Below are 13,509 nucleotides of genomic sequence, written 5' to 3' on the forward strand. Positions count from 1 at the left end.
GGCCCTAGTGTCACCTCGGCGGGACGGGGCGGCAACGTTCACCTGACCATCGCCGGAGCATGCAAGCGCAACGACCCCGCCGTTTGGCGGGGTCGCAGGGAGCGGTTGCAGTTCGAGAGGTCCGCGAATTATACGCCGCCGGCAAAGGCCGCGTAGATGGCGATGACCAGCACCACCAGCACGATGCCCGCCGGAACGGCGCCTTTCCACGGGGTCAGGTCGACTTCGCCGCTGTCTTCATGGACCCACGGCGTCGCCCGCGGGGCGAGCTTGCCGATGACCAGCATCATGATCACCAGCAGCGCGAATACCAGGCCCACGAAGTGGAAGTTGTGAATGTAGTCGAGCAGGCCGGTGAACGGCGGGACGAAGTAGACCGCGGCGATCACCAGGCAGCCGCCGATCAGCGCGATCTTGGCGGCAATCGCCGGTACCCGCTTGGTCAGCAGGCCGACCACCACCACGGCGAGGATCGGGATGAAGTACAGCGCGTTCATCTTCTGCAGGTAGCCGAACAGGCTATCCTGGCCGGCCAGCAAGGGGGCGATGACCATCGCCGCGAAGGCCATGATCCAGCCGAAGATCTTGCCCGAGCGGACCACCTGCTGCTCGCTGGCGTTCTTGTTGAACACGCCCTTGTAAAGGCCCAGGCTGAACAGGGTGGTGGTGCTGTTGAGCGCCGAATTGAACGACGACAGGATCGCGCCGACCATCACCGCGGCAAAGAAACCGGTGAGGTAGGGCGGCATGACGTTGAAGACCAGCTGTCCGTAGGCGGCATCGGCCTTGATGCCTTCGCCAGCATACAGGTTGTAGGCGATGATCCCCGGCAGCACCAGGTACAACGGTCCGAGCAGCTTGAGCAGGCCGGTCAGCAGCACGCCCTTCTGGCCCTCGGCGAGGGTCTTGGCGGCGAAGGTGCGCTGGATGATCTGCTGGTTGGTGGTCCAGTAGAACAGGTTGATCAGCAGCACGCCGGTGAACAGTGTAGAGAACGGTACCTGCTGTTCCGGGCCGCCGATCGAGTTGAGTTTCTCGGGATTCTGTTGCTTGAGAATCTCCCAGCCGGCCATTACGCCGTTGCCGTCACTGACTGCCTGCAGGCCGAAGTAGACGACCACGAAGCCGCCGATCAGCAGGCCGACGCCGTTGATGGTATCCGACACGGCAACGGTGCGCAGGCCGCCGAACAGCGCATAGATCGAGCCGATGATGCCGACGACCCATACACTGCCCCACAGCAGGGTCGTACTGGACTGAATGCCGGTCAGTCCCGGCAGGTCGAGCATGCCCTGCAGGCCGATCGCTCCAGAGTACAGGATGATCGGCAACAGGATCACGGCGTAGGCCAGCAGGAAGATGATGTTACAGATCAGCTGGGTGGTGTTGTCGAAACGCAGCGACAACAGCTGCGGCACCGTGGCGATGCCGCTGCGCAAGAAACGCGGCAGGAAGAACAGCCCCAGCGCGACCAGCGCGATGACCGCGATCACTTCCCAGGCCATGACGCTCAGACCATCGGTGAAGGCGCTGCCGTTGAGGCCGACCATCTGTTCGGTGGACAGGTTGGTCATCAGCAGCGAGCCGGCGATCAGCGGGAAGGTCAGGCTGCGCCCGGCCAGGAAGTACCCACGCGTGCTGCTGTGGTCGTCCCGGCGTGTGACCCACCAGGTGATCGCAGCGACCAGCCCGGTAAAGAAGAAAAATGAGATAAGGGTTAGGGCATGCATAGGTTGAAGAATCCTTGGATGGCTTGACGAGCGCGACAGGCTCCGCTGCAGCTCACGGCTGAACTAAAGTATAAGTACATGAGCGTGTTCTTCCATTAGCCATTTGTCGGACATAACTCTGATAATGTCGGCTTGGGCCTGTAATGGTTCGCCTCAGCGCGATCCTTTCAGGCATGCGTGAGTCACCGTTACAGCTATCGCCTCTCAGCGGCTATGCTAAGGACGGGTGCCTGGCTGACAGGGTCGCGTCGGCCGCTAACGAGCCCGGGCGGGCAACGCAAATTGCGATACGGGAGTCAGCATGGCCGAGACGTCAGCACAGCGGGTATTGAGTTTCTGGTTCGAAACCCTGGGCGCCAAGCAGTGGTTCGCCAAGGATGCGCGGCTCGACCGGCACATCGGCGATCGTTTCGCGGCGTTGCATGAGGCGGCCAGGGCCAATGAACTCTGGGCCTGGCGTGAGTCGCCGCAGGGGCGGTTGGCGGAAATCCTGCTGCTCGACCAGTTTTCGCGCAATCTCCATCGCGACCGGCCGCAGGCGTTCGCGCAGGATCCGCAGGCGCTCGCCCTGGCCCAAGTCGCGGTGGCCCAAGGCGCTGACCGGCATCTTGAGATCGCTCAGCGCGCCTTCTTGTACATGCCCTATATGCACAGCGAATCGCTGGTCATCCATGACGAGGCGCTGCGGCTTTTCACCCAGCCGGGGCTCGAGGAGAACCTCAAGTTCGAGCGGCGACATCACGAGATCATTGCCCGATTCGGTCGCTATCCACATCGTAACGCGATACTCGGGCGTTCCTCGACACCCGATGAGCAAGCCTTTCTCACCCGACCCGGCTCGTCATTCTGAGCTCCGCTGTGGCAGTCTGGGTGAGCCATTTCGATAGAAAAAGTGAAGGGAGTCCTGGATATGGGTCTGATTCTGTGGTTGATCATCGGCGGTCTGGCCGGCTGGATTGCAGGCAATGTCATGCGCGGTGGCGGCTTCGGCATCTTCGGCAATATCGGTGTGGGGATCGTCGGCGCGGTGCTCGGCGGGCTGCTGTTTCGGCTTATCGGTCTAGCCTCTACCGGAATCATCGGTTCGCTGGTAACCGCCACGGTGGGCGCCGTAGTGCTGCTGTGGATCGTCGCCAAGCTGCGCAAGGGCTGACGGCAACGACGCCGACTGGGCATCAGCCGGGACTGGCTCTCGTCCGACGCTGTCATCATCGGGCCAAATAGGTGCCGGAGCGGTTTGCGCTGCCCGGGTCATCGTGTCTATCTTCTACAAGGCAAACGAAAAAGGCAGGACGACACAACGCCGCCGAACGGAAAGTCATGGAACCGATAGGCCATGTTCGGCGGTGACTTGAAAGTGGGTGGAGCCATTCCAGCAAACGAGGAGAGTTTGATAATGGCGAACAATCCCCATACGCGCCCCAATAGCGACGAGGCGCATGACAAGGAATTCAAGACCAACGAGCGCAGCAAGTCGGAGAATCTCGAGAAATATTGCAGCGATGCCGAGGGGCACGACCTGCGGACCAATCAGGGTACGCGTATTGCCGATAACCACAATTCGCTGAAGGCCGGCGAGCGTGGTCCCACGCTGATGGAAGACTTCATCTTCCGCGAAAAACTCAATCATTTCGATAATGAGCGGATTCCCGAGCGCATCGTCCATGCGCGTGGCGCAGCCGCTCACGGCTATTTTCAGCCTTACGACAATGCCGCCCAGTATTCCAAGGCCGGTGTGTTCCAGGACCCCAACAAGAAGACGCCGGTCTTCGTGCGTTTTTCCACGGTGCAAGGCGCACGTGGTTCGAACGACACCGTGCGTGACGTGCGCGGCTTCGCCACCAAATTCTATACCGACGAGGGCAACTGGGACCTGGTCGGCAACGATATGCCGGTGTTCTTCATCCAGGACGCCATCAAGTTTCCCGATTTCGTGCATGCGGTGAAGCCCGAGCCCCACAACGAGGTCCCCCAGGGGCAGTCGGCCCACGACACCTTTTGGGATTTCGTCTCGCTGATGCCCGAGAGCACCCACATGGTGCTATGGACCATGTCGGATCGGGCCTTCCCGCGTCACTATCGCAACATGGAAGGCTTCGGCGTGCATACCTTCCGGCTGGTCGACAAGCAGGGCAAGGCACGTTTCGCCAAGTTCCACTGGAAGCCGCTGGCCGGTACCTGCTCGCTGATCTGGGACGAGGCGCAGAAGTTGTGGGGGCGCGATCCGGACTTCAACCGCCGCAACATGTGGGACGACATCGAGAGCGGTGATTTCCTGGAGTTCGAATTCGGGGTGCAGATCGTCGAGGAAGAGGACGAACACAAGTTCGACTTCGACCTGCTCGATCCGACCAAGATCATCCCCGAGGAACAGGTGCCGGTCGTCCCCATCGGCAAGATGGTGCTCAACCGCAACCCCGACAACTACTTCGCCGAGACCGAGCAGGTGGCGTTCAATCCGGCCAACGTCGTGCCGGGAATCGACTTCACCAACGATCCGCTGCTGCAGGGCCGGCTGTTCTCCTACCTGGATACCCAGATGCTGCGCCTGGGTGGGCCGAACTTCCACGAGATTCCCATCAATCAGCCAGTGGCGCCGTTCCACAACAATCAGCGCGATTCGATGCATCGCCAGACGATCAACAAGGGCCAGGCGTCCTACGAGCCCAACTCGATCGACGACGGCTGGCCGCGGGAAACGCCGCCGGCGCCGCAAAACGGTGGCTTCGAGACAGTCAACGAGCGCATCGATGCCAACAAGATTCGTGCGCGCAGTCCGTCGTTCGGCGATCACTACTCCCAGGCCACGCTGTTCTGGAACTCCCAGAGCGAGGCCGAGAAGGAACACATCATCGCCGCCTATACCTTCGAACTGTCAAAGGTGGAGCGGCCGTGGATCCGGGAGCGGGTGATCAAGGAGATTCTGCCCAACATCGATCTCGAGCTGGCGCGGCGGGTCGGCGAGAACCATGGTGTCGAGACGCCGACCGAGAAGCCGGCGCCCGCCGATGAGTTGGGCAAGAGTGCGCAGCAGGAATCGCCCGCATTGAGCCTGATGGCGCGACTGCCGCATGACATCAAGTACCGCAAGGTCGCGCTGCTGGTGGCCGATGGAGTCGATGCCGATCAGCTCCAGTCGCTCCAAGCCAAGCTGCAGGCCGAAGGCGCCAAGGGCATCGTCATCGCGCCCAGCATGGCACCGATGACGGCTATCGGCGGCCAGAGCGTGGTGCCTGACGCCATGCTCAACGGCCTGCCGTCGGTGACCCTGGATTCGGTGGTGGTGGTCGGCGGCGCCGAAAGCGTCAAGACGCTGTCGCAATCCGGGCTGGGGCTGTATTACGTTCAGGAGGCCTACAAGCACCTCAAGGCGATCGCCGCCGTCGGCGAGGGCAAGGATCTGTTGTCCGCGGCGGGCGTGCCCACCCAGGAAGACGGTATCTTCCTCGGGGCCGCGGTGGACGATGTCTTCACGCCGTTCGCCGAGGCGATGGGCCAGCATCGCGTCTGGTCGCGCGACTCGAAGGCCAACAGCATGCCGGCCTGATCGCCAGCTGACGAGGCTGCAATCGCTGAAATAGAAGCGCCCCGCTTGAAAGCGGGGCGCTTTTCTTGGGACTTGATATCCGGCCAGCACGGCCGCGACTATCAGGCGGTCGCGGCGCTTTTGTTGCCGACCAACTCGCTGAGTGCCGATTCGAGGATCCCCAGGCCTTCCTCGAGCACCTCGTCCTGGATGGTAACCGGCATCAGAAAGCGGATGGTGTTGCCGTACATGCCGCAGGACAGCAGGATCAGCCCTTTCTCGCGGGCCTTCTTGCACAGCGCCCCGGTCAGCTCGGCATCCGGCGTATGGTTGGCCTTGTCGGAAACCAGCTCGAAGGCCGCCATGGCGCCCATGTTGCGAGGATTGTCGATACAGTCGAACTGCTGCTGCCAGGTGGCGAAGCGCTTGGCCAGCTTGTCGCCCAGCGCCTGGCTCTTGGCGAGGATGTTCTCCTGCTCGAAGACCTCGAGCACCGCCAGGGTCGCCGCGCAGGAAACCGGGCTGCCGGTGTAGGTGCCGCCCAGCGAATTACCGCCGGACGCGTCCATGTGCTTGTCGGTGCCGACGACGGCCGAGATCGGCATGCCGTCCGCCATGCTCTTGGCCATGGTGATGATGTCCGGCTCCACGCCGCTGTGTTCGATGGCGAACAGCTTGCCGGTACGCCCGAAGCCCGATTGCACCTCGTCGACGATCATCAGCATGCCATGCTCGTCGCAGATCTCGCGGACCTTCTTCAGAAAGCTCGCCGGTGCGGCGTAGAAACCGCCTTCGCCGAGCACCGGCTCGATGACCACCGCCGCGGTGTCCCTGGGATTGGCGTCGGTCTTGAGCGCCATCTTCAGGCCGCGCAGCGCTTCGTCCTCGCTGACGCCGTGATACGCTACCGGATACGGGGCGCGGAACACGTTGCCCGGCATGCTGCCGAAGTCGCTCTGGTAGGGCGCGACCTTGCCGTTCATGGCCATGGTCATGAAGGTCCGGCCGTGATAACCGCCGTCGAAGCAGATGATGTTGTTGCGGCCGGTCGCGGCACGGGCGATCTTGACGGCGTTTTCCAGCGCTTCGGCGCCGGAATTGGCCAGCATGACCTTGGCGTGGCCACGCACCGGGGTGATCTGGCTGAGCTTCTCGGCCACCTTCACGTAGCCTTCATAGGGCATGACGGTCTGGCAGGTATGCATCACCTTGTCGAGCTGGGCCTTGACCGCCTCGACCACCTTGGGATGGCGATGGCCGATGTTGAGCACCCCGATGCCGCCGGCGAAGTCGATGAAACGCTTGCCGTCGGCATCCCAGACTTCGGCGTTCTCGGCGCGAGCGGCGAAGTGCTCCGCCGGACTGGCGGCACCGTTGGCGACATAACGTGTCTTGAGTTCGTTGAGCTGAGCGTTATTCATGCATGGCCTCCTTGTGCAAGGCGTTAGGGAACACTACATAAATGTCTGCGCGGGCAAATCGCTGCGTTGTGCGGTGCCGAAGCGTCGGACCGTCGGAATCCTCACATATAACCCATATGCTCCGGTTCCTGTGCTCCGTACGCCTTGCGCTTTACTTGGGGGCGCCCAGCCCGCTCGCCTATTTATCCAGCGTTCCTTGGGCTATTGATCACAGTCCACCGACGCAGACGTACTTCAGTTCGGTAAAGTCTTCGAGCCCGTGACGCGATCCCTCACGCCCGAGGCCCGATTCCTTGACGCCGCCGAACGGCGCCAGTTCGGTCGAGAGCAGGCCCTCGTTGACGGCTACCATGCCGTATTCCAGCTGTTCCATGACGTGCCAGATGCGTCGGTAGTCACGCGCATAGAAATAGGCGGCGAGGCCAAACTCGGTGGCGTTGGCCATGGCGATGGCCTCCTCATCATGTTCGAAGCGGAAGACCGGCGCCAGCGGGCCGAAGGTTTCCTCGCCCGCGACCCGCATTTCGGCCGTCACATCGGCGAGCACGGTGGGCTGAAAGAACCTGCCGCCCAGGGCATGGCGCGCGCCGCCGCAGATCAGCCGTGCGCCCTTGTCGAGCGCATCGCCGATGTGCGCTTCGACCTTGCTCACCGCCGCGGCATTGATCAGCGGTCCTTGAACCACGTCGTCCTCCAGACCGTTACCGACCCTTAGCTGACCGACGCGCTTGGCCAGCTTGTCTAGGAAAGCGTCGTACACATTGGCCTGTACCAGCAAGCGATTCGTGCACACGCAGGTCTGTCCTGAGTTGCGGAACTTGGAGGCAATGGCGCCTTCCACCGCGGCATCCAGGTCGGCATCGTCGAAAACGATGAACGGCGCATTGCCGCCAAGTTCCATGGACACCTTCTTGACGCTCCCGGCGCATTGCGCCAACAGCCGTTTGCCGACCGGCGTCGAGCCGGTGAACGAGACCTTGCGCACCCGCGGGTCGGTGGTCAGTACCTCGCCGATGGCCGCGGGACGCGACGCGGTCACCACGTTGAACACCCCGGCCGGCAGCCCGGCGCGCTCGGCCAGGCCGGCCAGCGCCAGCGCGGTCAGCGGTGTCGCCTCGGCCGGCTTGACGACCACCGGGCAACCAGCGGCCAGCGCCGGCGCGCACTTGCGGGTGATCATCGCCAGCGGAAAGTTCCAGGGCGTGATCGCCGCGACCACGCCCACCGGTTCGCGAAACACCAGGATGCGCTTGTCGGCGCCATGGCCGGGCAACGTCTCGCCGGCGATGCGCTTGGCCTCCTCGGCGTAATATTCGACGAAGGCGGCGCCGTAGCCGACCTCGCCGCGTGATTCGACGAGTGGCTTGCCCTGTTCGAAGGTCATTAACCGGGCCAATTGCTCCTGATGGGCGATGATCAGTTCGAACCACGTCCGCAGCAGGGTGGCACGTTGCTTGGCTGGCAGCCGCCGCCACGCCGGCCAGGCCGACTCGGCGGCGGCGATCGCCTCGCGCGCGGCGTCGGCGTCCAGGTCGGGTATCTCGGCGAGAACCTCGCCATTGGCGGGATTGCTGACCGGGAAATGGCTGGCCGCATCGCGCCACTGACCGGCGATGTAGGCCTTGGGGGTCAGGAAGTCGGGGAGGGTTGATGCCATGACGGAGCTCCAGAAATGGACAGGCGAATGCTTGGGGACCATGTTTTACGCAGTGTGCGATATTTAAAACACTTCGCCAAGTATTTTCAGACATGGTCTGGGCGCGTACACAGGGCATCGGTGTAAAGCACGCTTTTCCGGTACACTATCTCGCCCGGTTTCCGTTCGTCAGCGATAGAGGTGTCCCTTGGCCGATCCACTCCATGCCTGGTGGGCTCAACAATTGGTGCTGTGCGGCTGGGCGTTCGATCCCGAACCGGCGTCGCTCGATCCGACGCTGGCCGCCGAACGGCTCGCGCAATTGGGCGTTGCCGAGCGCGGCGAACTGGGCTGGCGCTTGCTCGAGGCATTCCCGGGCGGCACCGAACGGGCCGATCCGCAGGTGCGATTGACCGCGCTCGAACTCATCGCGCTGGCGCAGTCAGCCGGCTGGCTGACGGCGGATCGCGCGGAAGCCTGGCTGGCCGAGCTGGCCGGGGCGATCCAGCGCAATCACGCCACGCTCGACGACTGGCTGGCGGCGCTGCGGCGCACGCGTCTCGAGAGCGGCTGGGTGCATGGCGATGAAATTTTCGCCCAGAGCGGCGAAGCCTTGTCGCAACTCGAACGCGATGGCGAGGGGATCACCTGGGAGCTGTTGGCCGCCACGCTGGAACACCGCCCGCGGGGCGCGCACTGGGCGCAGACGCATCCTGCCTGGCGGCTGCGTGCGGCTTTCGCGCCGCTGCTTGAATCGCCACCAAGTAGAGAGCTCGACTGGCCGGATGTCGAGGCCTGGCTCGATCGCGGCTGGCAGATTGGCGATCGTGACGAGTTGATCCGGGTGCTGTTGTGGCTGGGCGCACAGGGTCAACGCTATGCCTGGGACATCGATGCCGAACGGCTGGTCGAGATGGATGCCGAGGCGCGCAAGGCCTGGCTTGCTGGACTCGGCGAACAGCGTCGCTACGGACGTGTGCTGAGGGGCTTTCTCGAACGCGGCGAGCCGCTCGAGTGGGCGGCCTGGGATTGGCTGCGGCTGGTCGACCTGGCCTATGCCGGCGCCACGCTGGGTTGGCTGGAGGCCGACGAAGCCGAGTCGTTCGCGGCGCATGCCGGCGATCTGTTGATGCGTCGCTACAGCGACTGGACAGCCGTGACGCTGGCCTACCAGCGTGGCCACAGCCTGTTCGAAGGGCGCGACAGGCTGGCCAGCCACGCGGCCGACTGGCATGTGCTGCTGCATTCGCCGCTGAGCCCCTGGCAGGTGCCGCTTCAGGGACTGTTCGACGACGCCCAGCGACAAGCCGCCGGGCAGTTTCTGCGCGGCTGGCGACGCGATGCGCGCCACTGGTTGCTGGCCCTGGCTTCGCTGCGCGAGCCGGATCTACTCTACCGTCAGGGTGTGACGCCCGTCATCGACGAGCCGCGACGCAAGGACGTGCGGCGCTATCTGCACGAGACCCTCGGCCTGCTGCCCGACGAGGGGGTGGCCGGGTTGGCTCGTTTCTGGCTCCCCGCTCAGGCGCATCACCTTAACCAGCTCGCCGCCGATGCCGCCCATGGCGCGCTGCCGGCGGTGACCACGCCGTTCGGGCGTCCGCCCGAGGACGCCGTGGCGATGCGCGATGCGCTCAAGCGGTGCGTGCGCCATGCGGCAACGATCCACATGGCCGAGAAGTATGCTTTCTACCTGCTGATGGCCGGTGACAGCGGCGACTTCGATACGGCGGGTTTGCAGGCGCTCACCGAGTCGCTGCGGGGCGTGCTGTGTCGCTTCTATCCCGATTCGCGGCGTCTTTTAGATGCCTGGGCGGCCTGGGAGGCGGCATTGCCGGAGCTGCCCGACGACGACCTGGTGCACGAGATACGCTGGCATCGCGACGACCCGGGCAGTCTCTTTCACTGGCTCGACTGGCGGCAGGTCGCGTGGCAGGAGCCCGGCCCGCGGCCGACGCTGTCGCGCTTCACCGCACTGGCGTTGGCGGGTCCGCTCAACCCCGGGGTCTGGACCGAACCGCAACCCGAGGGACGCGCCGAGCGCGAGGCCACCGCCCAGTGGCTCGAGGAGCAGTATGCATTGCATGGCGCCAGCGAGCTCGGCGACTTCCTGAATTTCCTGCTCGAGGCGGGTGATCGTCAGGAGTACCAGATCAACTATGCGCCCTATACCCTCAACCGACCTCGGCTCGAGGAGGAGATCGCCATCCTCGAGTCCGGCGACTGCGACGAGGAGGCGCGCAATCATCTGCTGCGGTTGCGGCGGGTGCGCGACAACGACGCCGGTTGCAACGATACCGACATGGCCGCCTGGGACATCGCCCAGGCCGTGGATCTGGCGGTGGCAGGGCGTTGCCTGGGCTGGCTGAATGCCGGCGACTTCAGCGCCCGGCTCGATGGCGCTCTGCGCCTGGCCCAGCAGCATTACGGCAACTGGCGCGGGTATGCCCAGGGGCTCTACGCCGGCTTTTCCTTCTTCATGGGCGAAACCGAGGAACGTGCCACGTTGCTCGATGGCTTCGGCCAGGCGTTGGCGGCCTGGCTAAGTGGCGCGCCGCCGTTGGCGGGAAGCTGGGCCAGCCTGGACTTTCCAGGCGCGAGTCCACGTCATTGGGCGCCGCTGCATGTCGATACGCTGCCCGGCGACGCGCATGCGCTGCACTAGCCCATGGGGGCGGGGCAATGGCGCTTGAGGAGCACCGGCGACAATGGCGCTCCACGCAGATAAGGTAATGATGTCGAAGCGCTATTTGGCGGATGGTGAGCTTGGCGGATGATCGGCGATGCGCGATCATGGTGGCATCTTGAGGAGAACGCCATGATCGAAGCGCATACCCGCGCCTGGTGGCGAGCCACTCTGGCGTTGTGCCTGGGCTCGTTCACGGTATTCGTCAATCTGTACGCCGCACAGCCGTTGCTTCCCGATCTGCGCCAGGCCTTCGATGTCTCGACCCTGGCCAGCGCCATGGTGATGGGCGTGTCGACACTGACCCTGGCGATCTCGCTGTTGATCTACGGGCCGCTGTCGGACGCCATCGGACGCGGCGCGATCATGCGTATCACGCTGCTGTTGTCGGCGCTGTGTTCGCTGCTGCTGCCGCTGGTACCCAACTTCGCCAGTCTGCTGGTATTGCGGGCCGTGCAAGGGTTGGTGCTCGGCGGCTTGCCGGCGGTGGCGATCGCCTGGATGGGCGACGAGTTCGACAGACGCGCCTTGATGCTGGCGGTGGGGCTGTATATCAGCGCCAATACCCTGGGTGGGATCGGCGGCCGCGTACTGGGCGGCTTCGCCGGTGAATACGGTGGCTGGCAGGCGAGCTTCGTGACCGTGGGCATCGTCAGCCTGGCATGTCTGATCGTATTCTGGCGACTGCTGCCGCCGGCGCGCAATTTCAAGCCGGTCTCGCTGCGCCTCGACGTGGCGCTGGGCGGCATGGCGGCGCATCTGCGCAACCCGCTGCTGCTCGGCGCCTATCTGATCGGCGGGCTCAATTTCTTCATCTTCATCAATCAATACAGCTACATCACCTTCCGTTTGAGCGATGCCCCCTATTCGCTGGCGACGCAGTGGCTGGGCATGATCTTCGTCACTTACCTGGGCGGGACGCTGGGCTCGGCGCTGTCGGGGCGGGCCGCCCAACGCTGGTCGCAGCCGGTCTGCATGATGCTGGGTATCGTGATCTTCCTGCTGGGCAGCCTGGTGACCCTGAACCCGGCCTTGCCACTGATCCTGCTGGGTCTGACCGTCAATGCCTTCGGTTTCTTCCTGTGCCACTCGATGGCCTCGAGCTGGGTCGGGCGTCAGGCGCGGGTCGCCCGCGGTACGGCTTCGGCCCTCTACCTGGTGTTCTATTACCTGGGCGCGAGTCTCGGCGGGCTGTATCTCGAGCCGTTCTGGCAGGACGCCGGCTGGCCCGGCGTGGTGGTGGCTTCCTGGCTGGTGCTGGGGCTGACGCTGGGTACCGCTGCCTGGCTGTGGCGACGGGAGCGGCGTCTCACCGCTTCCGGCTGACCGACTGGTGTTGTGGCCAAAAGCGGCCCTTGGATGCAGAGTGGTTGTCGAGAACCGCGTTCCATTCAAGACCCACGAATTTCCGTTCTCGACGGTGCCGAGCGCTACGCTGGACCGGGCGTCGAGATAATCAACGCCTGCTGCGGCGTAACAACTTTAATCCCGAGGAGAAACACGAATCCCGAGGAGAAACACGATGCTGGATCGCTGGACGATGCCCTGGTCCCAGGCGCCGCTGAAGCGCGGGGCGGTGTTGCTGGCGCGTTGGCGGGTGCGCCCCGTGCAGGTCACATTGGGGGGCTTCGCGATCGGCATGCTGGCCATGCCGCTATTGGCCGCCGAGGCTTATGGACTGGCGTTGGTGGCGATCTTGGCCAATCGCCTGGCCGACGGTCTCGACGGGGCGCTGGCCCGTCACGCTGGCGCGGGCAGCGATGCCGGGGGGTTTCTCGATATCGTGCTGGATTTCCTGTTCTACGCAGCCGTGGTGGTCGGCTTCGCGCTGGCTGAGCCGAGCGTCAATGCGCTGCCGGCGGTGATACTGCTATTTGCCTTCGTCGGCACCGGCAGCTCGTTTCTGGCCTTTGCGATCATGGCCGCCCGGCATCGACTCGAGCGGCCCAATTTTCCCCATAAGGCATTCTTCTATCTCGACGGCCTCACCGAGGGTACCGAGACGATCCTGGCCTTCGTGATCTTCTGTCTATGGCCTCAGGCATTTCCAATGCTGGCGCTGGTCTTTGCCGGGGCTTGCCTGTTGACGGCAGCTACGCGGTCATGGGGCGGCTATCGTTCGCTGGCGGCGCTTGAGCGAGAGGGGCACGCAGCGGCGGGCGCGCATCGCGAGGAAGGTGGCGGGGCGTAGCAGGGGCATCAGGCATCGCGCACAAAAAAGGAGCAGCGTTGGCTGCTCCCTTTCATTGGGTGCGCCAGGCATGGCGCGCAGTGCCTGACTGGCGCTGTTCCCGAGGGTGGTGCCTCGGGATGACTTGGGGGTGAAAGTCCCCTGCACGCCCGGCAAGGGGAAGTGCTAGCCGACGGCAAGGGTGTCTCCTGCGAAGGGGAATCTGAAGGAAGCCCGAGGCAAAACGCGGGCTCGACGGGGGCGCCCAGCTGAACAGGAAGCGGATACGAGGCGTCATGATGGGGTGAGATGGCCCAATTCATCAAAGCCCAATCCTTGC

At 64.1% G+C, this 13,509-nt stretch carries 9 protein-coding genes; 6 read left to right on the forward strand and 3 right to left on the reverse strand.

Annotation, left to right across the window (positions count from 1 at the left end; translation table 11 throughout):
* Positions 1-128: 128 nt before the first annotated feature.
* Complete coding sequence (locus K7I12_RS10530) at positions 129-1,730, reverse strand: solute:sodium symporter family transporter (protein WP_231664107.1); 1,602 nt, start codon at positions 1,728-1,730, stop codon at positions 129-131.
* 301 nt (positions 1,731-2,031) lie between these two features.
* Between K7I12_RS10530 and K7I12_RS10535 the strand changes: the two genes are divergently transcribed.
* The 3 genes from K7I12_RS10535 to katE all read left to right on the forward strand — a co-directional run bounded on the left by K7I12_RS10535 (position 2,032) and on the right by katE (position 5,277).
* Complete coding sequence (locus K7I12_RS10535) at positions 2,032-2,580, forward strand: DUF924 family protein (protein WP_031384377.1); 549 nt, start codon at positions 2,032-2,034, stop codon at positions 2,578-2,580.
* A gap of 60 nt (positions 2,581-2,640) precedes the next feature.
* Positions 2,641-2,883, forward strand: coding sequence for a GlsB/YeaQ/YmgE family stress response membrane protein (locus K7I12_RS10540; RefSeq protein WP_031384376.1), 243 nt, complete (start codon positions 2,641-2,643; stop codon positions 2,881-2,883).
* 243 nt (positions 2,884-3,126) lie between these two features.
* Positions 3,127-5,277 (forward strand): catalase HPII, encoded by a 2,151-nt coding sequence (gene katE, locus K7I12_RS10545; protein WP_231664108.1) that lies wholly within the window; start codon positions 3,127-3,129, stop codon positions 5,275-5,277.
* Between the two features lie 101 nt (positions 5,278-5,378).
* Here katE and gabT read toward each other — a convergent pair whose 3' ends face one another.
* On the reverse strand, positions 5,379-6,677 hold the full coding sequence (gabT, locus tag K7I12_RS10550) for a 4-aminobutyrate--2-oxoglutarate transaminase (protein WP_031384374.1): 1,299 nt from the start codon (positions 6,675-6,677) through the stop codon (positions 5,379-5,381).
* 208 nt (positions 6,678-6,885) lie between these two features.
* Positions 6,886-8,334: an NAD-dependent succinate-semialdehyde dehydrogenase gene (locus tag K7I12_RS10555; protein WP_031384373.1), complete on the reverse strand. Its 1,449-nt coding sequence runs from the start codon at positions 8,332-8,334 to the stop codon at positions 6,886-6,888.
* A 187-nt stretch (positions 8,335-8,521) separates the two neighbouring features.
* On the opposite strand from K7I12_RS10555, the gene K7I12_RS10560 reads away from it, so the two are divergent.
* The 3 genes from K7I12_RS10560 (at position 8,522) to K7I12_RS10570 (ending at position 13,190) form a co-directional block, all read left to right on the forward strand.
* The gene (locus tag K7I12_RS10560) at positions 8,522-10,978 is read left to right on the forward strand and encodes a DUF1266 domain-containing protein (RefSeq protein WP_031384372.1); all 2,457 of its coding nucleotides are present in this window, start codon (positions 8,522-8,524) and stop codon (positions 10,976-10,978) included.
* A 153-nt stretch (positions 10,979-11,131) separates the two neighbouring features.
* Positions 11,132-12,325, forward strand: a complete 1,194-nt coding sequence (locus K7I12_RS10565) for an MFS transporter (protein ID WP_231664109.1) — start codon at positions 11,132-11,134, stop codon at positions 12,323-12,325.
* Between the two features lie 196 nt (positions 12,326-12,521).
* Positions 12,522-13,190 carry a CDP-alcohol phosphatidyltransferase family protein gene (locus tag K7I12_RS10570; protein WP_035575333.1) on the forward strand — a complete coding sequence of 223 codons (669 nt, stop codon included), beginning with the start codon at positions 12,522-12,524 and terminating at the stop codon, positions 13,188-13,190.
* Positions 13,191-13,509: the final 319 nt, after the last annotated feature.

It is taken from the genome of Halomonas sp. IOP_31, assembly GCF_021151495.1.
GTDB classification, from domain to species: domain Bacteria; phylum Pseudomonadota; class Gammaproteobacteria; order Pseudomonadales; family Halomonadaceae; genus Modicisalibacter; species Modicisalibacter zincidurans.